The following is a 23,746-nucleotide window of genomic DNA, read 5'->3' as shown; positions in this document are numbered from 1 at the left end:
TGGGGGTGTGGCCGGTGTGGGTCAAGGAGTGACGTGGCAGCATGGAGGCGGGCGCTTGGCATCCTGCGCTCATCCGTGCGGGGAGCGCGTCTGCGTTCATCCCCGGGGCTCCAGGTCAACGGCGGAGGGCCCCTCGCCTCACCCTGGAGGGATGGGCGGACGTCATTTGTCTCCGCGCAGCCGCACCACCGTCCCCTCCCCCAGCAGGGGAGGAAGGAAAGGGAGAGTCAGTTGACCTTCACGGTGATGGGCGCCGACGCCGTGACGTTGCCCACCGCGTCGTAGGCCTTGGCCGTCAGCGTGTGAAAGCCCTTGGTCACCGACAGCAGGTTCCAGCTCACGCTGTAGGGCGACGTGGTGTCCGTGCCGATGACCTTGGTGCCGTCGTAGAACACCACCTGGGTGACACCCTGGGCGTCACTCGCGCTCGCCTGCAGCGTGGTGAGCAGGAACAGCGAGGCCCCGTTGGCGGGAGACGTGAGGGCCACCGTGGGTCCGGTGTTGTCCACGTAGACGGGGCGGCCGCCCGTCACGACGTTCCGCGTGTCATTCCCCGCCAGGTCGTAGGCCAGCACCTCGAGCGAGACGTTGCCATCGGGTCCGGTGCTCGAGTCCCAGTTCACCTCGTAGGGCGCCGTGGTGTCCGTGCCGATCAGCGTCTCGCCCGCGAAGAACTCGACCTTCGTCACGCCATGGAGATCGCTGGCGTTGACACTGACCGGGACGATTCCCCGAAGCCAGGTGTACGCCTGCGGAGCGGTGAACTCCGTGGACGGAGGGGTGTTGTCGACCGTCACCACCACCTCGGTGGAGATGCCGACGTTGCCCAGGTAGTCCACGGCCCTCGCCGTGAGCCGATGGACCCCATCCTGCCTCGGCCAGCTGGTGTTCCAGGTCGCCGCGTGGGACGTCCGGGGCGAGATGGGGAACGCGCTGAGCTCCGTCTCTCCGGAGAAGTACTCGATGTCCATGACGCCGGTGGGGTCGCTCGCCGTGGCGTCGAGCACGACACTGCCCCGCACGAGCGCCCCCGGCACCGGGGAGACGAGCACCGTGCTCGGCCCGGTGTTGTCGGTCTTGATCACGACCGCCGTGGAGGTGGTGACGCGGCCCGCGGGATCATGGGCCTTCGCCGTGAGCGAGTAGGTGCCATCCGCCACGGCGCCGCTGTTCCAGCTCACCTCGTAGGGCGCGCTGGTGTCGGTACCGAGCAGCGTCCCGTCCACGTAGACCTCGACCCGCGTCACCGCCATATCGTCCTCGGCCGCCACGGCCACCGGCACCACGCCACGGACCGGCCGGTCGTAGATGGTAGTGCTGTAGGGACTGGTGATCTTCACCGCCGGCGGGAAGGCATCCGTCGGCGGGCCCACCGCGAAGACGAGGTCGTCATGGTCGTCGCGCGAGCCCGTGCTGCACGATGACACCGGGCTGGTGCGCACCGCCTGGAACTGGGCGCGGATCGCCTGCAGGTTGCCCGAGGGCAGCACCACCTCCGCCGAGAGCCAGTGAGTCCCATAGATGGTCCCCGTGACCGAGGTCAGCCAGGTCCACGAGGGGTTCGTGGCATCGCTCGCGGAGAACAGGTCGAGCACATCCTCACCGACCGGGTCTCCGGAGACGAGGACGTCGACCCGGGCCCGCCGGTTCTCGGCCAGGAGCTCCCCACCGACGCGCTTCACGATGATGCGCTGGATCCGCTCGGAATAGACCTGGTCGAGCCCCGGCCCGTCGGCACAGCCGTCGAGCGTGTTGGGCGCGTGCGGCTCCGAGGTGTTCCGGTCCTCGACCAGCTTCGCGGTGTCGCACAAGTTATTCACCGTGTCGCACACGGGGGCGCCGAGCACGGGGTCGAACACGGCGGTGCCGGGCTTGAACAGGGTGATGGGCACCGGGGCGCTCGTGGCCGTGTTGCCCGCCAGGTCATAGGCCTTGGCGGTCAGGGTGTAGTCCGCGCTGATCGCGTAGTCGAAGTTCCACTGCACGGAGTAGGGAGCCGTCGTGTCTTCCCCAATATGCGAGCCGTTCAGCAGGAAGACGACCTTGGCGAGCCCCCGTTCATCCGAGGCGTCCGCCGTGAGGGTGACGAGTCCTCCCGGCACGACCGTCCCGCTGGAGGGCGCGGTGAGGACCACGCTCGGCGCGGTGTTGTCGTTGTCCATGATGAGGGTGATGGGCGCCGACGTGGTCACGTTCTGCGAGAAGTCCCACGCCTCCAACGTCAGCGTGTGCGGACCATTGGAGAGGTATTTGACGTACAGCGAGTCGAAGGCATACGGCGCACTGGTGTCGGCGTTGAACAGGACTCCATCCACGAAGACCCGCACCATGTAGATGCCCCGGTCATCCGACGCGGTGCCCTCGACGCGCACGGTCTCGTGGACCGTCGTGCCGTCCGCCGGAGAGAGGATGGAGACCGTGGGCGGGATGAGGTCCTGGTCGATCGTCACGTTCATCACCGGCGTGGTGGCGATGACGTTGCCGGAGCTGTCCTTGAGCCGCGCGATCAGCGTGTGGGCGCCATTCGCCACGGACCTCGTGTTCCAGGAGGTCTCGTCGGAGTCGTAGGGATAGCTGAGCCAGCCGCGCGCTATCTGGGTTGTGCCGTCCAGGAGGACGTCGTAATCGCGCACCCCCGAGAGGTTGTTGGCGAACACCCGGACCGTGATCGTCCCGGTGAGCGGCGTGGGGCTATAGGGCAGGGAGAGGGTGACGTTCGGCGGCCCGGTGACGGCGGCCTCGAGGGCCGTGACCTCCTCCTCTATATGCGGGGTGTCGCTCCGGGGGCCGCTGGCCGGCTCCAGCGCGGCCGCCTCCAGCGTCGTCGTGGCGAAGCTCCGGTCCAAGACCGAGGGCTCACAGGCCGTGAGCACGAGTGCTGCCGCGAGCAGCGATACCAGGATCCGCATGACTCCCCCCTCTGGGGCTGAAAAGCCGTTTCCTGAGGTATTGAAGAAATCCAGGCGAATTGGATCGCTGACGTTCACCCCCCTTGCGCTCCATCCCGATTCATAGCTATCTATATAGCGCGCTATGAAACGGAGGTACGGCATGGAAGTCGATCTTCTGGCGGGGTTTGGCGTGGGCTTTCTGGGCAGCCGGCTCAAGCGCCTGGCCGAGCGGATGCAGGCCGACGCCGCCGAGGTGGCCCGCTCACTGGACCTGCCGGTCCAGCCGGCCCAGATATCGCTGCTGATGACGATCCACCTGCACGGCCCGATCACGGTGGGAGAACTGGCCGAGCGCCTGCAACTGGCCCAACCCACGGTGACCCGCGCCCTGGGGACACTGGAAGACTTCGTCGAAGCACGGCGCTCGCCGGACGACCAGCGCACGAAGCGCCTGGCGCTGACGGAGAAGGGCGAGGCCCTGATGGTCCGCATCCAGACGCAGCTGTTGCCGCGTATCGAGCCCGCCGCCGCCTCGCTGGTCGAGGGGCTGTCGGGCGACTTCATGCAGGGCCTGGCCCAGGTGGAGGCGCGGCTGGCCGAGGCCTCTCTGCTGAGCCGGATCAAGGCCGCCGGTCCGCCCAGGATGTGGGCGCGCGACTTCTCCGACGGCCTGGCCGGCGCCTTCTATCGGATCAACGCCGAATGGATCGAGGACATGTTCGCCCTCGAGGAGAACGACATCGCCCTCCTGTCGAAGCCGCGCGAGCTGATCCTCGACAAGGGCGGGGTGGTGCTGTTCGCCGAGACGCCGGAGCTGGGCGTGGTCGGGACCTGCGCCCTGATGGTGTCCAAGGACGGCTGGGTCGAGCTGACCAAGATGGGCGTCCTGAAGAGCGCCCGGGGCCTGAAGGCCGGCGAGTTCCTGCTCGCCAAGACGCTGGAGCGGGCCGCCAGCCTGGGTTTCGGCAAGGTCTATCTGCTGACCAACAAGAAGTGCGCGGCGGCCATCCATCTCTACGAGAAGCTGGGCTTCGTGCACGACGCCGAGATCATGCGGCTGTTCGGAGCGCGCTACGAGCGATGCGACGTGGCGATGTCGTACCGGCCGAGGGGTCAGCCCTGAAGCGGCGGATGAAAGCCGGTGTCCAGGCTGCCGTCTGGCAGAAAATGCTCGAGATCTCTTCCGCGGCGAACGCCGAACGGAAACGCTCGGCGGCCGCCCTGTCGATCCGTCCGTTCGAGTCCAGGCGTGCCAGCACCACGCGAGCCTGTTCCTCGAACGCGTTCAAGAGACCCACCCGGGCGACGATGAAGCCTCCGTCCGCGAGAGCGCTCAGGTGGTTGGCTTCAAAGGTGATGATCAGGGCCAGCTTGTCCTCGTGATTCGGAGAGCTGAAGATCGACTTCGAGCCCAGGAGGATTCTGCCATCCGGCTGAAGCCAGACGCGGCCTGGAGTCGAGGGCGTGAGGCTCGAGCAGCGGTCCTGTCCCTTGAAGGAGGGATCGACGCTCCCATCCGGCAGGAGCCGGGAGAGCTTCACGCCGTTCTTCAACGTTCCTTCCTTGGAGATGAAGCCTTGGATGAGGAGCTTGCCGTCAGGCTGGTACGTGACACCCAGGACTTCCGTGCTGAGCCCATTCTCGGCGGCTTCCGCCAGGGGAACCTCGCAGGGCGAGGTGAACGCGAACCCCATCAGCTTGCCGTAGAGGGCCTCCCCGGGCCTGAACCACACGTCGGAGGACGCCACGTACACCGTGACGTCCAGGAAGGGGGCTCTTCGGGGCACGAGCGCGCTGATGACCATCCTGCGTGCCTGGGACATGCGCATCAATCACACCGGCCAGGTGAGCGCGAAGTAGTAGAGCGTATGGCCACGGGGATGGCGAGGACAAGCGGCCAGAACCACAGGAGACGTCTCATGTCCCCCCGACTCTAGCGGAGGGCCTCCAGTCCCAGAACTGGAGTCTCGGGAAACCCCAGATCGCGGAGGGACTGCTCGTTGGACCGCTCCTGGCTGTAGCTTCGTCCCGAGCAGCGCTGTAATCTCTCCCTTTGGCTGTCTGGAATGAAGTGACTCATCCCAAAGGAGACGTACCATGCAGGTGAAGACCGTCATGGGTGGAGTGCTGCTCGCAGTGGGACTGCTGTCGGCCGGGTGCGGCAGCGTTCCACAGGACGAATCGACGGAGATCGGCGCGCTCGGCACCCGCGAGGATGCACTCCCGGCGTGTAACGGCAGCGCCTTCTTCTATGACTATTACAAGGACGCCGCGCTCACCCAGTATACGGGTTCGGGTTGGTGCGACTGCGGTGACAGCACCATGTGGCTCTCCGGCAGCATGTCGCGCTACAAGGACGTCCTCTACGAGTCGGTGTGCGCCGAGGCGCCCGCTCCCACGAACTGAGTGAATCCGCGCGGGAGCCGAGTTGAAACGGTTCCCGCGCGCTCGCCTCGTCATACCAGCGGATGAAGGCGAAGCGCTCGGCCCACCAGATCCGCCACCATCCTCCACACCTCACGCAGGCGAACACGTCGAAGTCGAACGTCCTCCTGAGCAACTCGCCCGCTAGCGTGTGGTCACGGCCAGATGACTTGGAAGCTGAAGTCGCAATCCATGGCACTGCGCTGATCGGTAAATCCGGTCAGGATGTGGAGCCTCGCGTTCGTTCCATCCGTCCACCAATTTTGAAGGACGACGTTGGCGGTGGTGTATGCACTCATCGGACTGAGGAGTACGGTCGGCTCGGTGCCACCGCTGTTCTGGAAATAAAGCTGAAAAGAGCCGGTACCGTCCTTGGTCACCGAGAAGTTGCCCGAACCGCTCTTCACCGTGCTGTTGCTCGCCCTGATGTGCCCAAATGCCTGCTGCATCGCCTGTCTCCCTGGTGATGTTGACGCCTGGTCACGGGTCCCGAAATCGAAGTCCCCGTTCCGCTGCATCAATGGCATTGCAGGCTGGATGCCAGGGCAATGGCCGTTGCCACTGCCCCGAAAGACCGTTTTCGAGCCCTCGGCGGCATCGAGCTGACGTGTCAGTACCGGCGGTTGTCACGACACGTCATGCGGCCGACGTGTCAGCCCACGCTCGATGTGCTCCTCCCTCGGGGTACACGCCTGCCCAGGCCGCGCTGCTCAGGGCAGGCTGGAGGACCAGCCACCGTCCACGGTGTAGGCGCCGCCGGTGCAGTAACTGCTGTCATCGCTGGCGAGGAAGAGGTTCATCCGGGCGACCTCCTCGTTGGAGGCGAAGCGCTTGAGGGGCACACGCCCAGCGACCCAGGCCCGGATCGCGGCCTCGTTGCCGGCCCCCATGGTCCGCTCCACGTTGGCCATCATGTCGTTGTCGACGGGGCCAGGGCACACCGCGTTGACCCGGATGCGGTGGGGCGCGCCGTCGATCGCGGCCGCGCGCGCGATCCCCACGACGGCATGCTTGCTGGCCACGTACGGCGAGGAGACGCCCATCCCACCGAGTCCTCCCGCCGAGGAGGTGAGGATGATGCTCCCGCCGCCGCGCTTCTGAAGTTCGGGGAACGCGTACTTGATGGCCAGCCACGTACCGCGCACGTTGATGGCCATCACCGAGTCGAAGGACTCCACGGAGATGTCGGAGATGGGGTGGAACTCCCCCTGGATGCCCGCGTTGCTCACCAGGAGGTCGAGCCCGCCATGGCGCTCCACCGCCTCACGGAGGTAGCGCTGGGTGTCCTCGACCTGGGAGACATCCGCCACGCTGTAACTGACGTTCTCGTGGTTGATCTCCTGCATCGTCTTGCGCAGCTTCTCCTCGTTCCGGCCGACCACCACGACCCGGGCGCCCTCCTGGACGAAGAGCGCGGCCGTCGCCGCTCCGATGCCACTGCCGCCGCCAGTGATGACCGCCACCTTGTTCTGCAACCGCTTCATGATGTGCCCCCTGTCGAGGCCGGCGGGTGCTCCAGCCACCGGCCGGCAGCGCGAAGCCTAGCAAGCCTTCCCTTCACGGGAACCCACCGCTCGCGGGGCACGTCACTGGCGCAGCGTGCGGAAGAAGGCGCGCACATCCTCCAGGAGCAGCCCGGGTGTCTCGACGGCGGCGAAGTGGCCGCCGCGCGGCATTTCCGTGTACCGCCGCAGGTCGAACCGCGCCTCCAGCCAGCGCCGGGGCGACGCGTAGAGTTCCTTGGGAAACGCCGCCACCGCCGTGGGCACCCGCACGGGCGCGCTCATGTCCAACCGCCGCGAGAAGGTCTCGTAGTACAGGTTGGCCGCGCTCGCGATGCTGTTGGGCGCCCAGTAGAACATCAGGTTCGTCAGCAGCCAGTCCTTGGAGAAGCAGCGCTCCACGTCCCCTCCACAGTCGCTCCAGGTGCGGAACTTCTCGACGATCCACGCGGCGAGCCCCGCGGGGGAGTCGGCCTGCGCGATGGCGAGCGACATGGGCTTCGTGCCCTGCACGTGGCTGTAACCCGCCTCGGCCGCCTGCCAGGCCGCGGCCTTCTGACCGGCGGCCCTCGCCTCTTCGCTCTGTTCCTCACCCGGGGGAGGCGCCGCCACGGCCATGTTGAGGTGGATGCCCAGCACGTGCGCGGCGTGGTTCATCCCGAGCGCCGTGGTGACGAGGCTGCCCCAATCCCCTCCCTGCGCACCGTAGCGGGGGTAGCCAAGCTCCTCGACCATGAGCCGATCGAAGGCCGCGGCGATGCGCGCGGTGTCCCACCCGGCCTCGCGAGGTTTGCCGCTGAAGCCATAGCCGGGGAGGGAGGGAATGACGACGTCGAACGCGTCCGCCGCATCGCCCCCATGCGCGGAGGGATCCGTCAGCGGTCCGATGAGGTGGTGGAACTCATACATGGACCCGGGCCAGCCGTGCGTCAGCAACAGCGGCATGGGAGCGGGGCCCTTGCCCCGGACATGCCAGAAATGGATGTCCACTCCGTCCACCTCGCAGAGGAACTGCGGAGGGCGGTTCAGCAGGGCCTCGTGCTTGCGCCAGTCGTACTGATTGCGCCAGTACGCGCACAGCTCGCGCACGTAGGAGACATCGGCGCCGCGCGCCCAGCCACCGCCGGGGAGCGGCTCCGCGAAGCGCGTGGCGTCGAGTCGGCGGTGGAGATCGGCGAGAACACTCTCGTGGACATCGATGCGGTAGGGACGAGCGGGCATGCAGAGAGGCTAGCCTCTACGGATGCCACGTCGCGAGCCCGAGCGCGAGGAGGGCCCCGCCGAGCCGCACGGCCCGCTCGTTCTGCGCTCCCCCGAGGGGAACCTCCGCCTGACGCGCGGCTCGAAGCTCGGCGGGCTGCAGGCGGAGTGCCCCCAGGGCATCCTCGCCGGCGTGGAGTTTCAGCGCTCCAGAGGTGACGCCGAGGTATTGCCGGACGGCGTCGGCGGGCAGCGCGCGGAACTGTTCGAGCAGCAACGCGCCGAGGTGCAGCCGGATGGTGCCACGGCCAACACCCCCGGCCGCCGCCGCGGCCTGCCCTTCACCGAGCATCGCCGCACGGAACCGCACCGTCGCCAGCCGCTCCAGGGCGCCGACGACCTCCGCGGGTTGGATCAACTTCTCCTCGAGCAGCAGGTGCTCTGGCGGAAGGCCTCGTTTCGCGGCCGCCGCGCCCAGGGGCTCGACGAGTCCGGGGTCGAGCTGGCCCTCCGAGGCGAGCAGGTCCAGCAGCCCTTCCGATGGGACCGTCGACTCGGAGGAGACGATGTACCCGTTGGCCACCCCGAAACACCGGATGCCCGAGGACCCCCTGGCGACGACACGTGCCGACAGCTTCGACCCGGAGAGCGAGACCGCGGACAGGAAGCGGGGGTTGAGCATGGGGGGGGGCCTCTCCTTTGCCTCCAAACGACAATAATGGCACTCGGTGCCATCGGCAACATGCAGCGCCAGGATTGCCGGGGTCCGGAAAGTAGGTTCAGCTACGCGGATGAAGGAGAAGGAACCCTCCCCTGCCCCTGGCTCTCTGCAGGAGCGCAAGCAAAGGCTGGTCCGGGCGAACATCGCGGAGCTCGCCGTGGTACCGCTCATCGAGCACGGCTTCGATGCCGTGACGATCGACGACCTGGCGAAGGCAGCGGGCATCTCCAAGAGGACGTTCTTCCGCTACTTCGCGACGAAGGAAGAAGTGGTCACGTGGGAGTTCGATGAAACAGGCACGGCGCTGCTGGCGGCGTTCCGTCTTCGTCCCCGGGATGAGCAGCCGCTGGTGTCGCTGCGCTTCGCCATGGACTTGATCATCGACCGCCTCTCCAGCGACCCGGAACGCGCCCGGGCCTTGATGCGGCTCATCCACCGGACCCCCGCGCTCCGCGGGCGCTTCCTCGTCACCCAGGACCATTGGAGGGAGCAGTTCACCTCGGCGATCGCCGAACGGCTGCCTGGAGGACCACGGACCCCGATGCTCGCGCGCCTGACCGCCACCGTGTCGATGGCCGCGGTCGACGCGGCGATGATGGCGTGGGCCGAGAGCGGCGACAGGGACATCGGCACCGTCGTGGACGAAGCGTTCGAAGCGCTCGCCACCGTCGTCAAGGCGGCAACGCACCCGGCCCAGGGCCGCAAGCGCTCCCGCTGACATGGGCTGGGAGCCGCCCGAAGGAGAATGGGCGGTGAATTCTATTGGGTTGACGCACCGGACCGCCCAGCGCGTCACGGGGCAGTGGTAGCGTCGCCGCGGCATGAACGACTTGTGCCCAGATTCCCGCCCGCCTCTGAAGGACTCGCATCGAGGTGATTCGTGAGTATGTTCCTCATTGTGGCGTTCGTGACTGGGTGGGTCCTGCCCCTCGGTCTCGGCGTCGCGTTATTCAGCCGTTCGGAATGGGGGCGTTACTTCGCTTCGGGCTGGACGGCGCGTCGCCTCCGCCAGCAGGGAATACCCGCCGAGGCCACCATCCTCCAGATGGAGCGCACGGCGATGCAAGTCAACAGGGCCCACGTCTACGACTTCCTGCTGGAAGTGAAGCTGCCGGGCCGCCCCGCCTACCAGGTGAAGCACAAGAGCCGGGCGATTGACTGGAATGCCTTCATCGTGGAGCCCGGCGTGCGGTTCAAGGTGAAGGTCGACCCGGGAGACCCTCAACAGCTCGTCGTCCTGGAGCCCGTCACGCCGCAGCAGAGACCTGAGAGCATCCACAAGCTCCTCGCGGGCCTGGAGCGCCCCTCGGACCCGGTCAAGTCCCTGAAGGACCTTCAGTCGATGCTGGACAACGGGCTCATCACGCCGGACGAGTACGCACAGAAGAAGGCGGAGATTCTCGCGCGCCTCTGAAGGCACACATCTCGACGCTTCAAAAAAGGGCACCACCCACTCAGTCGGCCGTCACGCGTGTCCGCTCCTCCGCGGCCGGGGCGGCCCGCAGCGGCAGCTCGACGGCGAAGGTAGCGCCTTCGCCCAGCCGGCTGTCCACGTGCACCCGGCCGCCCATCGCCTCGACCAGTTGGCGCGAAATGTAGAGGCCCAGGCCGATGCCTCCGTACTGGCGCTCCGACACCGCGCGCTCGAACCGGCCGAAGAGCCGCGGCAGCGCCTCGGGCGCGATGCCGATGCCCTCGTCCCGGACGGTGAGCCGCGCGACGCCCCCCGCCTCCTCCACCCTCACGTGCACGGGATGGCCCGCTCCGTACTTGGCCGCGTTGGTGAGCAGGTTCACCAGCACCTGATCCAGCCGGTGTGCGTCCCAGTGGCCGTGCACCGGCGCTGGCGCATCCAGGTGCACCTCGCAGCCGGCCCGCTCCAGCACCTCCGCGAGGCGCTCGAGCACCTCGCGCGTCAGGGCTCGCAGCTCCACCTCGCCGAGCTCCAATGACAACCGGCCTTCCGACAGCCGCCCCACGTCCAGCAGGCTCTCCACGAGTGACTCGAGCCGCCCCACCTGCCGCTCCATGGCCCGCAGGCGCGGCGCGCCCACCACGGGCGGGCGGGTGCGCTCCAGCAACTGCAGTTGCAGCTTGAGCGAGGTCAGCGGCGTGCGCAGCTCGTGCCCGGCCACGGACAGGAACTCCTCGCGCACGCGCACCGCCGCCCGCGCCGCGAGGTAGAGGTTCGCGCGCTCGAAGGCCTGGGCCACCTGCTGGCTGAGCGCCAGCAGGAAGGCGCGCTCCTCCTCCTCCAGCCGGTGCGGGACGGGGAAGCCGATCATCAGGACGCCGAGCACCCTCGAGCTTCCCAGCAGCGGCAGCACCGCCCAGGACTGGTTGCCGCTCTTCAGCACCGGGCCCAGGTCCGGGAAGTCCTGGAGCATCTGCTCGGCCGACTCCACCCAGAGCGGAGTGCCCGAGCGCACGACGTGCGTGATGGGCAGCGGGGCCTCGAGGGGAATGTTCGCGTGGACCGCCGCCACCTCCGCGGGCAGTCCCTGGACATGCAGCCGGCGCAAGGGGCCGCCTTCCGACTCCAGCACGAAGAAGGTGCCAGAGCCCGCTCCAATCCCATCGATGGCCTCGGCGAGCACGGCGCGCGCCATCTCCTCGGGCGTCAGCGCGCGCGAGAGGGCCGACGTCACGGCCTGCAACCGCTTCGCCCGCTCCTGGGCGCGCTTCTCCGCCGTGATGTCCACCACCAGCGCGACGACGCCCTCCACCTCCCCCCGTGAGGTGCGCTGAGGGATGTACGAGGCGCGGATGTGGCGGGTCCTGCCGCGCTGGTAGGGCATGACGCGCTCGAAGATGACGCTCTCGCCCGAGAGCGCCCGCTCCAGGTAGGGACGCACGCCCTCATAGGCTGCCTGGCCGAGGACCTCGGCGATGGTGCGGTTGAGCACCTCCTCGCGCGTGAGGTTGAACCACTCCGTGTAGCCGCGGTTGACGTAGGTGTAGCGGTCGTCGCGCTGGATGAAGGAGACGAGCACGGGCAGGGCGTCGGTGACGAGGCGCATCTGTGCCTCGCTCCGCTCGAGCCGCCGCACCAGCTCCTCCTCCTCGGCCGCCTGCAGTCCGCGGTACACCCGGACGACGTGGCCGAGCACCACGAGGTAGGCCACCAGGCGCAGCCCATGGAAGAGCCACCAGATGGCCCCCCACAGGTGGCTCATCCCGAAGAGCAGGCCCGCGACGCCAAAGAGGAGACAGTGGTTGGCGAAGGTGAGGTCCTCGGCGGCCCCCTCGCGCCGGTAGCGCCGCAGGAAGAAGGTGGCCGAGGTGAGGAAGCCCATGCCGCCCACCATGTTGATGAACCGGGCCCAGAGGACATAGGTGCCATCCTCGGAGAAGGCGCGCGGCCAGCTCTGGGGTGAAGCGATGAGGCCCGCGCACAGGGCGACGCTGAGCAGGCCGGCGGCGAGCCGGAGGTGCCGCGCCGCGCGGCTCCGCGTCCAGCCGGCGGGCAGCCAGACGAGGGCCATGAGCAGGCCCCCCAACAGCGTGGGCAGGGCGCGGGACCAGAAGAAGCCGGGGCTGGTGTGCAGCCCCGCGTGTGTCAGGTCCAGCAGCCCCATGCACACCAGCGAGGTGACCACCCACGGCAGGTGTGAGCCCGGTTCCCCATAGGCACGCCGCCAGAGCAGCACCGCGGCGACCGCGAGGGCGATGAGGCCCCCGGCTGTCTCCAGGGAGGAGTGGAGGGGCGCGTGTACCCAGGTGACCGCGCCCACGAGCTGGCGGAGCACGGCCGTGGCCAGCGCGGGCAGCACGAGCGAGAGGACAGCGGTGAGCGGAACGGAGCGGGGGGGCAACACGCGGGCTCGTTTCCCGTGGGAGGATGTCGGCCCACCCTGCATACCGCGATTCACCGGCCGGCATCGGACCTTCCACGAGCGTCCAATATCCGTTGCGCTGCGACCCTCGTCCTCTCACCAGGCAGGCGGGGTGAACAACGAAACCACCGCCGCGTCCACGAAGCCGCGCCGGGTGCGGTCGAGTGGAGGCGCTGTGTGGTGTCCGGCACGCGGGCCCGCCGCGATCTCGGGCCGAAGACCTCCGGGCGGACGGCCTGGAGCTCGCGGCAAGCTCCTTGCACACAGGGGCGGCCTCTCTCTCTCCACTTTCGGAGCCAACCCCGATGCGACTGCTCGCCTTGCTCGTCCCGCTCATCACCGCCGCGGCCCCCTCCGTCCCGCCCGACACCGCGCCCATCGACTGCCAAGACTGCGCGGAGTGGAACCGGCCGCAGGCGCCGTTCCGCGTGTACGGGAACACGTACTACGTCGGCGTCGCCGGACTGTCGTCGGTCCTCATCGACAGCGGGGAGGGCCTCATCCTCGTGGACGGCGCGCTGCCCCAGTCCGTGGAGCGCATCGCGGAGGGCGTGCGCGCCCTGGGCTTCGACCTGCGCGACGTGAAGTGGATCCTCAACTCGCACGCGCACTTCGACCATGCCGGGGGCATCGCGGCGCTACGGCGGATGAGCGGTGCCAAGGTGGCGGCGAGCCCCGCCGGGGCCAAGGCGCTGCGCCTCGGATCGACCACCCCGGATGACCCCCTGGCGGGCTTCGGAGCCGCCATGCGCTACCCGGCCGTGCGGGACGTGGTGACGGTGGCCGACGGCGGGACGGTGACGCTCGGCAAGGCCGTCGTCACCGCGCACCACACGCCGGGGCACACCCCCGGAGCGACGACATGGACGTGGCGCAGCTGCGAGGGGGAGCGTTGTGTGAACGTGGTGTACGCCGAGAGCCTCACGGCCGTGGCCGCACCGCGCTTCCGCTACGGCGCCGACGCCGCCCGCGTGAAACAGTTCCGCGGCAGCATCGAGAAGGTCCGCACCCTGCCGTGTGACGTGATGATCCCCACCCACCCGGAGGCTGGCCGCGTCTTCGAGCTGCGGGCCCGGAGCGAGAGCGAGGGGCGACAGGCCTTCATCGACTCCGGCGCGTGCCGCGCATACGCGGACCGGGCGGACCAGAGGTTCACCGCGAGGCTGGAGCAGGAGGCGAAGGGCAAGGTCGAGTAGCTTCCAGGGGCGCTGAGGGGGAGGGAGGATCGTCACCAGTACAGCGGCTTGCACTCGAAGCTGGGGCTGGAGACGATCGCCGGCGTCACTTCGGAAGAGGCGGGGGCGGTGCCGCCAGCGGCATGGGCGTCACTTCGACGCGGCACGAGTGGCGCTTGTTGCCGGCATCGGATAGGGGGCGGCACACCAGCAACGGCGCTACGGGGGCTCCCTTGGCGAGAGCCCGTGGCTTGCTCTTCAGAATGCAGGAGGGTTCGCTGGGCGAGTACCAGTTGCACGGCTCCGAGGGGAGCGCCTCCAGGGGTTGCCATGAGGCCTTGCGGCTCGTGGATTCGTCGCACTGCAGCGACGCCTCTCCCGGTTCGACGCACTGGAAGAGCGGGTACATGCCTGGGGCCGGAGTCGATACCTCGATGCGCTTGCACCAACGGAGATGAACCTTCTGCTCGCACGCCGTGTGGACGGAGTAGTGCGGCGTCTGGGTCAACTCGAATGGCCTGCCGTCGAACGCTCTGCCCACCATGACGAAGCGCTCGGTGCTCGAGTCGGGGTCCGAGCGCGTCAAGAAGGGGCGGCCAGCCTTCATCGAAGCTTCCGCTTGAGGCTGCCATTCCCAGACACCCGGTGCCGCTCCAGGAGCGGCCATCAGGCGGCCTCCGATCTTGTCGATGTCGCAAGGCTCACACGATACGGACTCGCGTTGGAGCGCCACGGGAACGGGCGGAAGCCGCCCCGTGCGGAGCCAGCTCAGCTCGGCGTCCCCCTCGCTCACCGGCCGTGTGCGTGAGCAATGCCAGACAGAGTCCGGACTCTCGCCCTGGGCATACATGAGGTACTCCATTCCGGCCTTGAAGGCGATGCTGCAATCGCCGCCACCTCCGGAAGGCAATTCGAGCCTGTCTCCTGGCTTGACCTTGCCCTTGAAGACCTCCAGGACCTCGACGGAGGCCTTGCCACCGAAAGCGGCCGGGTCCACGGACAGGAGGCGTGCCCGGTAGATGGCCACCGCGCTGGCGCGTGCCCTTCGCAACTCGGTGGGGAGGTCAGCGGGGTCCTCGGCACAACTGCAGGCATGGGACGCCGCTGGCCACGCGATTGAAGCGATCACGACGATGAGCCAGGTCAGTCTTGTTGGCATTCAGCACAATCTAGCGCACTCCAGCCCCATTTGTTACCGTGTGCACCATGCGCGGTGAACTCGCCCCGCCCATGGAGGATTCATCATGGCCTGCTCAGCTCACGCCGAGACCGATTCGACTTGCGCGGGATGTTTCAACGGGGAATTGCTCGCCTATCTCAGTGCCCTCAAGAACGGGAATGTATCCGCCAAGGACATGCGCACCCGGCATGTGAAATTGAGCACCTCCTATTCGAAGATCAAGGACAAGAGCAACGAGGAGGTCACGCTCCGGCTGGTGCAAGACATCAATTATGCCATTGCCGGGAGCCTGAGCAAACGCAAGAACGTGGTGGATGCCAGCGTCTTCGAGGGGGCCTCGGGGTTCGACAAGGATCTGCTCAAACTCGTCAAGAAGAAGGAGGCCGGGGAGGACGCGGCATGGATCGCCGTGCCCGGCTACAACGAGCCCATCGAGCACACTCATCGGACGGCTTACCGCCGCTTCCTGCGCAAGGACGGCTCGTGGATTGGCACCCCCGAGCTGGAGGCCCTGGCGCGGCTCTTCCACGTCAACCTCCAGGTCCACATCGTCGGGCTGGGGTTCATCGACATCAACGCCGCGCCCACCCCCGCCACCCGGGTGCTCTTCGCGGGCAACGCGGCGACGCCCCTGGCGGTCACCTGTCTGCGCCACTCGGGGCTGCATTACGAGTGCGCCAGACTGGCGCCTCCCCACACTCCCATCCTGCTGACCAACAAGAACGGCAACTGTGGGCTGGAGGCGTTCCTGACCGCGGTGACCAACGAACCCCATCTCCGGGCCAACCAGCCGTGGAACGTGCTCTGGAATGCCTACAAGAACGAGCCCACCGCAGAGCTCTCACGCGAGGACAACCTCTATCGCGGGGCCACCATCGCCCAGATTTGCGATGGCTGGTTGCGATTGAAGCCCGCGAACCAGGTCGCCGTGACGGACGACAGCAGTGCGAACTATATCCGATTCATGGAGAACTTCCGGGGCTGGCTCGCCGCGGCCATGACCAACGCGGAGATCGACAAGGCCATCCGCAGCCTGGGAGGAGGTCTCCTGCCACTCCGGGACTCGGCCCGGGGGGTGCTCTCGCTGCCATCGGATCCGAAGGAGACGGCCATCGACGCGACGGTGGACATCGCCGAGCTGAGCCTCAAGACGGCCGGCGAGGCCGACACCACGGTGGTCCAGGGCGGCGATTATGACACCCGTATCCGGTGGATGGGCTGCAATGGCAATGGCGTCACCCAGGAACACCTGGATGGCATTGTGGAGGCGCTGCATCTCGGCACGGCCAAGGGTTTCATCGGAGTCCTCTCGTCGAAGAAGCAGATCGACAACCTCAACAATCCCGGGTCGAAGAGCGCCAAGAAGCCGGAGGAGGAATACAGCCACATCCTGCTGTCCGCCGGTGACCACGTCGCCTACACCGCTATCCGTGACGAGCTCGTGGGCGCCAACGCCACGCACTTCGGGGTGGGGCTCGCGGTGATCACCGCCTCCGTGCCCGGACAAAAGGAGCCCAAGGTGTTCGCGTACATCTGCGCCGCCGCGAACATGCTGCAATCGGGCGCCATCGCGCTGGACGCACAGGGCAAGAACAACAAGGGGACGGGGATCCACACCGAGATGTATTGTCTGATCCAGCTCGAGTCCATCCTCCGGCGGGTGTTCCGCGTCAGGTTCTCCGAGCGCTTCAGCGGGTACTCGAACTGCCTCGAGCCGGTGACCGCGAAGAATGACGGGAAGGACGTCAGCGTGAAGAGCGTGAACATGTATTACTTCACGGAGCTGCCCATCTGCGTCCCCCAGTGTCAGCCGGGCTTGCTGGCCTTCGAGGAGAAGCTGAGGAAGGTGGGGATCGACTTCTCCGTCGTCGAGGTCGACGCGAACATGAAGAAGCGGTCCTGAGCTGGCGGCGAAGCGCCCGGGCGGAATCACAGCGGGCTCCTCGGGGTGGGGGCTTACTGGAAGCCCGACTCGAACAGCAGCTTCGGCTCGCCGGGGGTGTCCTCGTCCTCGCCGAAGAGCTTGAAGTTGAGCCGTGCGAGGCCGCCGTCGAGCTCCACCTCGATGGCGCCCACATTGAGGCCGCCCACCGGCTGCTCGAGCACGCGCGCCATGCTGCCGCCCAGCAGGTGGATGCGCGCCCACTTCCCCTCGAGGTCCGCCATCGCGAAGTGCGTGCGCGGCATGTGACGCGCCAGGTGCCAGTCGAGCGAGGACAGCTTGTGGGTGATGGAGCTCGACACGAACTGGTAGAGCGAGGTCGGCGGGTCCGTGCGCCAGTCACACCGGGCCGCATAGCCCACGTGGACGTCTCCACTCACCATCACCACCCGCTGCCGGGGGTGGCGCTGCTGGTGGTCGCGGATGAGCTCCAGCATGCGGCAGCGGTCGGCGCGGTACTGCGGGTGCGTCCAGCGGTCGTGCGCGTCCTCGCGGAAGCTGCCCGGCACGTAGCGGGCAATGCGGGAGAGCCAGCCGGGCATGAAGAACGGGGGCACGCTCACGACGATGAAGAGCACCGGCGCGGAGTCATTCACGTTCAGCCAGGTCGCGAAGCGCTCCAGCTGGTGCGGCGAGAAGACGCGCGCATGCTCCCCGTCGGCGGAGCGCCGCTCCGAACGCACGTCGAGCACGTAGCCCGCCGCGGCGCCATACTCGAAGGTGTAGTCGTAGGGGCCCTCGAAGCCAGGGCGCGGGGGCTCCACCCGCGCGTGCTGGTAATGGCGGTAGGCCTCCTCGGCCGCGTCGCGCAGATGGCGCCACTTCTTGCGGTGGTGCTTGGGCAGGGTGCCGTAGTTGTCCGCGACCTCGTGGTCATCGAGGATGGGGTAGCCTGGAAAGCGCGCCTGGAGCTCCAGCCAGGCCGGGTGGCCCCAGTTGCGCCGGTAGCGCTTGTGGTACACCGCGAGCACCTCGTCGTGGGTGCATTCGAGCAGGCTCTCGCGGCCCGGGGGGGCCACCGTCTTGAAGTACTTCGGCTCGAAGAGTGATTGGCTCTCGGGGTAGTCCGCATAGAGCTGGTCTCCCACCCACAGCACCTGCTTGACGTCGCAGCGCTCCCAGGCGGCGCGCGCGACGCGCAGCATCCGCAGCCCCATCTCGTGCATCTCGCCCTGGTCGTCGAAGGGCTGGTGGCAACTCGCCACGCCGAGGCAGAAACGCCGGGGCATCTGTGAGGGCCTGGAGGGGAGTGTCTCGAAGCAGCCCTCCCCCACGAGCACGCCATCCGCCCGGCTGATGCGGTAGCCGTAGCGCGTGACGGGCTCGAGGGGCCGGGCGCCGGGGATATCCTCCGGGTAGGCGAAGGCGTAGGTGTGGTCGCTGTGCGCGCGCTCGCCCATGTCGAAGGCGTAGGTGAGGCGCTCCGAGCGCACCGCGTCCAGCCAGAGCTCGAGCCGGTGCGCTCCCCCTCCAGGCGAGCGCATCCATAGTCGTACGCCCCGAGGGCTCACGCGGCCCACGGCCACGGCACGCTCCATCTCTGGGAGATCGGTCCGCATGGACTCAGAGTGGGGATACCCGAGGCTGCGGACCAGCACCCGCCTGACCAGGCGCCCCCGGGACACACCTGCTCGGCAGCCTTCATCCGGGCCGAGCGTGGGGAGGGTTCTCCTCAGCACCCGTGTGCGCGCCCCCCCCGCCAGGCGGGTTCGGCCCCTGTCCCGCCGGCCGGAGAGCAGTCAGGGTGTCGTCACGGGGCTCACGGGTGGTGACGCACCCGCCGCCGGCCCCACAGCATCCCCGCGCCGAGCAGCAGCCACTAAACCAGACCAGGGCTCGCGCGGCCCGGGCCCGACACCCGGCACCTCAAGAGCCTCAGGCTCGACGTGGCCTACACCTCGGCCCTCACCCGCGCCCAGGAGACGCTCGCCCTCATCCTCGAGCCGCTCGGCCAGCAAGGGCACGGCGAACGGATACGGCGCGGCGACACCTGCTTTTGATGCCGGGGAACGGGCCTCGGTGGGTATCGTGCGGGGCCCATGTACCCGACACGCCGTCTTCTGGCCCGTGGACAGTGGTTGTTCGATCTCAGGCCCCAGCGGCTCATCGTCTTCCACGGAGCCGGGGGCGTGCGCCGTCAGGGACGAGGAGACGCGCCGGACCATCCGCCGGCGCCCGTGGTGCTCGCCGCGCTCGACGAGGCAAAGAACGCTTGGGTGGGAGGCGGAGATCGGCGTGTCTTCTCCGTGGGGGCCGGCGCGAGCGCTCCCGTCCAGGCCTTTCCGAGGGAGTGCTTCGATCTCACCACCGATGGGAACCGGCTCATCGGGACGTTGGTGGACGACGCCCTAAAGCTGACCACCCTCTTCGTGACCGATGGGTCCGGGCAGCGGTGGGAGCCCATGACCTTGCCCAAGCCCGTGCGCGCCATGCACGGGCACGGGTATTGCGAGGGGCTCCCCCTCCCTCAGTCCCCCGATGGGGCGTTCTTCGATACGAGCCCCTTTGGCATCACCGTCCTGGAGAAGGGCCGGGGCCGCGTCTACGTGCTCCGCCCGGGGGCGGCTCAGCCGGAGGGAGCGCTCGAGGTGGAGCCGGGCCATGAGCAGGACACGTGGCGGGCCCAGGCCACTCCCCACGGCGTGCTCCTCCTGCTCGTCTCCAACCACCGGGAGACGGCGCTCGTCCACTTCTCGCTCGACGGCACCCTGCTCGGCGCCATCGACGGGAGCGAAGAGGATGAGGATGAACCGCTCTGGGGCGGCACCGGGGTGTGCGTCCTCGACGCGGCCCGGGCGCTCCTCTTCTTGCAGGACAAGACCCTCCTGGTGTCCCTGCCCGGGCTCCAGGTGCTCGAGACGCTCGTAGGGGAGTGGAACACCTCCGTGTCCGTGACGCCCGCGGGGCCTGACCGGTGGTGGGTGGGCCCCGAGGACAGTGACGCGCTCTTCCTGCTCACCGCCAGGCCCGGACACCCCTTGCGCCTCCACGCCGAGAAGCGTCCGGTGAGCCCGGGCGCGCCGCTCATGCACATGGGCTACAAGACGCCCGCAATCCACTGGACCGAGCACACCTCGGCGCCGGTGACCGTGTCCGCGCCCGTGGCCGAGACGTGGCGGGCGGTGGTGCGCAATGACGGGACCGCGTGTGATGCCGTGCGGGTGCGGGTATCCGGGCCGCTCGTCGGCGCTCGCGTGGTGGACGTGAGCGTGCGGTATCGCGGCCAGCCGCTCCCGATGGTGAGTGAAAACCGCGTGAACGTCGTGGGGGATACCGCCGGACTGGAGGCCGGGGCCACCGCGGAGCTGGAGGTCACCTTCAAGCCCCGGAGCGAGGGCTCGGGACAGCTGGACATCACCGTCGAGCCGCGCTCCTGGCGGTACCTGGGCGACGGGGAGCCTCGCTTCCTCGCCGTGGAGGGCCATCCGGCATCCGCCCAGTTCCTGCTCACGGTGGAGTAGCGCGAACCGCGCCCCCTCCCCGTCCTCCATGGCCCTTCTCGGGCGGAGCGCTCATCTTCCAGAGTTGGGCGCCGCCGGGGCGATGACGGCCGGGTCATCGCTCGCGGTGACTTGCTGGATGAGCCAGGCCACCTGCCGCGGGGTCACCGGCTCACCCTCCGAGAGGATGAACGCCTCCAGATCGGCCTGGAACGCGTGGCAGTCCGGGTAGCGCTGTTCCCGCTCCTTGGCGAGCGCCCGGACGAGGATGGCGCGCAGGGCGCCGGGCAGGTCCGGCCGGTGCCGCTCGGCGGGCACCATGGGCTCGGAGAGGATGGCCTGCGCCACGCCAGAGTCGGACGTGGACTCGAAGGGCTTGCGCGCGGTGAGCAGCTCGTAGAGCACCACCCCGAGCGCGTATACGTCCACCCGCCGGTCCACCTTCCAGCCCCTCAGCTCCTCCAGCGGCATGTACGCGAACTGGCCCTCGATGGGGAGATGGTAGCGGGGGCTCCACTGGGACCGGAGCTTGTCGATGCCGAAGTCCACCACCTTGGCTGTCCCCTGGCGCGACAGGAGGATGTTGTACGGCCTGATGCAGCGGTGGATGAGCTCCAGCGGCTGGTTCGTCTTGGGATGGGTCAGGCCGTGGGCGAAGGCGAGCCCCTCGCAGGCCTGCGAGATGATGCGCGCGCACAGTGTCACTGGCAGGAGCATCCGCTGGGCCGCCGCGCGCTTGATCAACCTGCTCAGGCTGGGCCCATCGATGTACTCCCTGGCGAGGAAGTACGTGCCGTCCGCCTCACCGAAGTCGAAGACCTGTGCGATGTGCGGGTGCGTGAGCCGGGCGGCGCTCCTCACCTCGTCGAGGAACATCTCCACGAACGCCACGTCCTCGGCCATGTCCGGCCGGAGGCACTCGAGCACCAGCGTCTTCTCGAAGCCCCGCGGGCCGGCGGCCTTGGCCAGATAGTCCTCGACGATGCCTCCGGCGAGCTGGCGGATGAGCTGGTATTTGCCGACGTGGGATGTCACGAGACGTATGAATAGCAGGCACCGACAGCATTGTCGTTTTGCACCCGGCCGATCGCACGGGTGGACCGCACCTCCTTCCTCGTCGAGTAGCGCTCTGGAGCCATCTCAGGAGCCCCCCTGTACGCACTGTGAGTCCCATCCGGGTCGTGCTCCGGGTTGGCGTGGCGTGCTGGCCAACAGGTCTTTTCTCCAGCGGAACGCTGTTCCCCTTAAACTGTTGGAGAGGGGGAATCATGGGTCTCGATCTGAAGATGGACATCACGGAGTCCGGCGGAAAGACCGGACCCGACGGCGCGCAGCCGGTCCCTGAACGGACCTACGGGCTGCAGGTGCGGTTGCGGCGTGACTGGGTTGGTTTTCGTGAAGCAACGGGGTCCGAGACCGTCCTGGATTTCGCGCGTCGCCGCCGTCTCACCATCGACGAGGGCGCGCGGACCTACGTGGACGAGTCACTGTACTCGGAGGCGTGCTTCCGTCACTTCGAGTTGCCCAACCGCGAATACATCCGGTCCGTGGTCGCGGCGGGAGGCGGCGACACCTCGCAGTTCGAGCCCATCCTGGTGGAGCACCAGCTCGCGGTGCTCGACAAGGCGCGGGGAAGGACCATCGCCGAGCCGAAGGCCTCTCGGAGCAACAAGCTCAGCGGATTCCTGCGGTCCGTCTTCGCGTCGAAGCCCAGCGATATCTCCGTCGAATCCGAGCAGGGACACACCGTGTACGCCACCGCCTCCGGGCGCCGCCTGTTCTCGCACGCGGACGATGGACCTGAATCAGCGCCCGAGATGAGCCGGCGGTTCACGCAGTTCTTGCGGTACCTCTACATGGGCCACCCGCTCATCCTCGAGCGGCTCGCCTCGGCCTGCCTCATCCCGCGCGAGCTCCGATACCAGGTTCGGGAGCCGTTCGGACTCCCCCGGAGCGATGTCACGCTGCGGCTCGGGGCTGTCGCCGACGTGCCCGATAACGGGATTGCACTCGATGGCTATCGCCGAGTGGTGGACTCCGGTGAGACCCTGCCGAGCGGTTTCATCGAACGCGTGATGTCTGGAGCCGTGCCTGACAGCCAGGAGGTGATGGCTCGGCGGATAAAGGAGGCGGGGCACTCCGTGGACGACGGCCGCATCCTCGAGAGCGTGCTCACGCTCCTGGAGCTGCATTTGGAAGCCGGAGTGTCGCTCCCAGGGATGGGCGAGAGCCTGCAGCGCGAAACCGATCCGCACGTGCGCCAGCTGCGGGACGCGTTGGGGCGCCGGCCCGGCAGCAAGGAGGAGGCCCGTATCGTGCTCGCCTCGCTCCTGGGGTTGCGGAAGGCAGCGGGACAGCGGGCTCATGTCCTCATGACTTTCGAGGCGGCGCACCATCGCGCGCTCGGCGAGCCAGAGCAGGCGCGCGAGCTGCTGCTCCAGGCGCTCGAGGTCAACCCGTTCCTCACCGGAGCCTACAAGGACCTGGGGGACCTCTACGTGCGTGACTACAAGCCGCGGGAGGCGTGGCTGTGTTGGGAGGCGGCGCGGAGGATTGCTCCAGCCCACAAGCTGCTGGAGGACGTCCGCGCCATGGAAGAAATGCTGGCTGCCGAGCACCCGGAGTACTTCTGACGGCGAGACGCTGCTGGTGGAGGACAACGGGCCGGGCTTCCCGGTTGTGCGTGAGTCATTGTTCCTCCTCGCCCTGATGCGGAGCGGCGAGACAGGATGGCCTGCTGACGGCCTGATGCGCTCCGTGTCATGCCGGAACGGCCCCCAGGACCGGCGTCAAATCCGGCTCGGCCTTCTGCATCGCCCGGCGGTACGCCGGCCGCGCGCCGATGCGTTGCAGATAGGCCAGGATGTTCGGCCAGGGCGAGAGGTCGTACGGATTGAACAGCCGCATCGTGGTCAACGAGAACACGGTCATGATGTCCGCCGCCGTCAACTCCTGGCCGGCCAGGTAGGGCACCTCCCCCAGCCGCTGGTCCAAGGTCGAGAAGACCATGTTGAACCGGCCCCTGGCCATCCGCAGCGGCGCGTTCTGGTCCGAAGGATCGACACGCTCCAGGCTCCACACCTGCAGGACGGCCGGTTGCAGCGTCCCGTTGGCGAAGTGGAACCAGTAGAGGTAGTCGGCGAAGCCGGGTTCGCCGCGCTTCACGGCGAGCCGGCCACCGCCATGGGTCTGGATGAGATACTCGCAGATCGCCGCGGATTCCCCGAGGACGAGGTCGCCGTCGGTGAGGATCGGCGCCGTGCCCATCGGATGAAGCGCCTTGTACTCCGGCGAGGCCATCCGGTTGTCGGCCCGGCGCGAATAGCGCTTCAGCTCATAGTCGAGCCCGAGCTCCTCGAAGAGCCAGACGATCCGCTCCGATTGCGAGCGTCCGAGATGATGTAGCGTCAGCATGTGAACTCCCTTGCCCGAAGC

The 23,746-nt window shown here is 68.0% G+C and carries 19 protein-coding genes and 1 pseudogene; 9 read left to right on the top strand and 11 right to left on the bottom strand.

The genetic code is table 11. The features are described 5' to 3' along the window. Positions 1-227: 227 nt before the first annotated feature. Positions 228-2,909, bottom strand: a complete 2,682-nt coding sequence (locus tag BO221_RS37060; RefSeq protein WP_158079979.1) for an Ig-like domain-containing protein — start codon at positions 2,907-2,909, stop codon at positions 228-230. Between the two features lie 142 nt (positions 2,910-3,051). Between BO221_RS37060 and BO221_RS37055 the strand changes: the two genes are divergently transcribed. Beyond that, complete coding sequence (locus BO221_RS37055) at positions 3,052-4,014, top strand: bifunctional helix-turn-helix transcriptional regulator/GNAT family N-acetyltransferase (RefSeq protein WP_073565602.1); 963 nt, start codon at positions 3,052-3,054, stop codon at positions 4,012-4,014. On the opposite strand, the gene BO221_RS37050 is transcribed toward BO221_RS37055, so the two are convergent. Further along, entirely contained in the window at positions 3,941-4,714 is a 774-nt protein-coding gene (locus tag BO221_RS37050) for a delta-60 repeat domain-containing protein (RefSeq protein ID WP_073565601.1), read from the bottom strand. The genes BO221_RS37055 and BO221_RS37050 overlap by 74 nt on opposite strands. Positions 4,715-4,988: 274 nt before the next feature. Between BO221_RS37050 and BO221_RS37045 the strand changes: the two genes are divergently transcribed. Beyond that, on the top strand, positions 4,989-5,297 hold the full coding sequence (locus BO221_RS37045; protein WP_073565600.1) for a hypothetical protein: 309 nt from the start codon (positions 4,989-4,991) through the stop codon (positions 5,295-5,297). A gap of 173 nt (positions 5,298-5,470) precedes the next feature. Here BO221_RS37045 and BO221_RS37040 read toward each other — a convergent pair whose 3' ends face one another. The 4 genes from BO221_RS37040 to BO221_RS37025 form a co-directional block, all read right to left on the bottom strand. Further along, positions 5,471-5,764 carry a hypothetical protein gene (locus tag BO221_RS37040; RefSeq protein ID WP_073565599.1) on the bottom strand — a complete coding sequence of 98 codons (294 nt, stop codon included), beginning with the start codon at positions 5,762-5,764 and terminating at the stop codon, positions 5,471-5,473. Between the two features lie 261 nt (positions 5,765-6,025). After that, positions 6,026-6,799, bottom strand: coding sequence for an SDR family NAD(P)-dependent oxidoreductase (locus BO221_RS37035; protein WP_073565598.1), 774 nt, complete (start codon positions 6,797-6,799; stop codon positions 6,026-6,028). Positions 6,800-6,901: 102 nt separating this feature from the next. After that, a complete protein-coding gene (locus tag BO221_RS37030) occupies positions 6,902-8,038 on the bottom strand; it encodes an epoxide hydrolase family protein (protein ID WP_073565597.1) in 1,137 nt (378 codons plus the stop codon). A gap of 16 nt (positions 8,039-8,054) precedes the next feature. After that, positions 8,055-8,699, bottom strand: coding sequence for a hypothetical protein (locus tag BO221_RS37025; protein ID WP_073565596.1), 645 nt, complete (start codon positions 8,697-8,699; stop codon positions 8,055-8,057). 109 nt (positions 8,700-8,808) lie between these two features. Between BO221_RS37025 and BO221_RS37020 the strand changes: the two genes are divergently transcribed. Then, the gene (locus BO221_RS37020) at positions 8,809-9,456 is read left to right on the top strand and encodes a TetR family transcriptional regulator (protein WP_073565595.1); all 648 of its coding nucleotides are present in this window, start codon (positions 8,809-8,811) and stop codon (positions 9,454-9,456) included. A gap of 342 nt (positions 9,457-9,798) precedes the next feature. Further along, a complete protein-coding gene (locus tag BO221_RS37015; RefSeq protein WP_233166422.1) occupies positions 9,799-10,152 on the top strand; it encodes an SHOCT domain-containing protein in 354 nt (117 codons plus the stop codon). 40 nt (positions 10,153-10,192) lie between these two features. Here the strand turns inward: BO221_RS37015 and BO221_RS37010 are convergent, their stop codons facing one another. Continuing rightward, complete coding sequence (locus BO221_RS37010; RefSeq protein WP_073565593.1) at positions 10,193-12,556, bottom strand: ATP-binding protein; 2,364 nt, start codon at positions 12,554-12,556, stop codon at positions 10,193-10,195. Between the two features lie 323 nt (positions 12,557-12,879). On the opposite strand from BO221_RS37010, the gene bla reads away from it, so the two are divergent. Beyond that, on the top strand, positions 12,880-13,770 hold the full coding sequence (gene bla, locus BO221_RS37005) for a subclass B3 metallo-beta-lactamase (protein WP_073565592.1): 891 nt from the start codon (positions 12,880-12,882) through the stop codon (positions 13,768-13,770). An 85-nt stretch (positions 13,771-13,855) separates the two neighbouring features. Here bla and BO221_RS54255 read toward each other — a convergent pair whose 3' ends face one another. Next, positions 13,856-14,908 (bottom strand): hypothetical protein, encoded by a 1,053-nt coding sequence (locus tag BO221_RS54255; RefSeq protein WP_143195905.1) that lies wholly within the window; start codon positions 14,906-14,908, stop codon positions 13,856-13,858. A gap of 85 nt (positions 14,909-14,993) precedes the next feature. Here BO221_RS54255 and BO221_RS36995 point away from each other — a divergent pair, with 85 nt between their 5' ends. After that, positions 14,994-16,832: a hypothetical protein gene (locus BO221_RS36995; protein WP_073565590.1), complete on the top strand. Its 1,839-nt coding sequence runs from the start codon at positions 14,994-14,996 to the stop codon at positions 16,830-16,832. A gap of 53 nt (positions 16,833-16,885) precedes the next feature. Here BO221_RS36995 and BO221_RS36990 read toward each other — a convergent pair whose 3' ends face one another. After that, positions 16,886-18,430, bottom strand: a complete 1,545-nt coding sequence (locus tag BO221_RS36990; RefSeq protein WP_143195904.1) for an alkaline phosphatase — start codon at positions 18,428-18,430, stop codon at positions 16,886-16,888. A 312-nt stretch (positions 18,431-18,742) separates the two neighbouring features. On the opposite strand from BO221_RS36990, the pseudogene BO221_RS57705 reads away from it, so the two are divergent. Both BO221_RS57705 and BO221_RS36985 read left to right on the top strand, forming a co-directional pair. Continuing rightward, a pseudogene (locus tag BO221_RS57705) lies at positions 18,743-18,871 on the top strand (hypothetical protein); the annotation flags it as partial. 39 nt (positions 18,872-18,910) lie between these two features. Next, complete coding sequence (locus BO221_RS36985) at positions 18,911-20,332, top strand: hypothetical protein (protein ID WP_143195902.1); 1,422 nt, start codon at positions 18,911-18,913, stop codon at positions 20,330-20,332. Between the two features lie 51 nt (positions 20,333-20,383). On the opposite strand, the gene BO221_RS36980 is transcribed toward BO221_RS36985, so the two are convergent. Then, entirely contained in the window at positions 20,384-21,346 is a 963-nt protein-coding gene (locus BO221_RS36980) for a serine/threonine-protein kinase (protein WP_073565587.1), read from the bottom strand. A gap of 233 nt (positions 21,347-21,579) precedes the next feature. On the opposite strand from BO221_RS36980, the gene BO221_RS36975 reads away from it, so the two are divergent. Then, a complete protein-coding gene (locus BO221_RS36975) occupies positions 21,580-22,944 on the top strand; it encodes a lipopolysaccharide assembly protein LapB (protein WP_073565586.1) in 1,365 nt (454 codons plus the stop codon). 127 nt (positions 22,945-23,071) lie between these two features. Here the strand turns inward: BO221_RS36975 and BO221_RS36970 are convergent, their stop codons facing one another. After that, positions 23,072-23,725, bottom strand: coding sequence for a glutathione S-transferase family protein (locus BO221_RS36970; RefSeq protein WP_073565585.1), 654 nt, complete (start codon positions 23,723-23,725; stop codon positions 23,072-23,074). Positions 23,726-23,746: the final 21 nt, after the last annotated feature.

The sequence above is a fragment of the Archangium sp. Cb G35 genome (genome assembly GCF_001896145.1).
In the GTDB taxonomy this organism is placed as follows: Bacteria; Myxococcota; Myxococcia; order Myxococcales; family Myxococcaceae; genus Archangium; species Archangium violaceum.
Note: the sequence above shows the minus strand (reverse complement) of the source record. Positions and strands in the feature narration are given on the sequence as shown.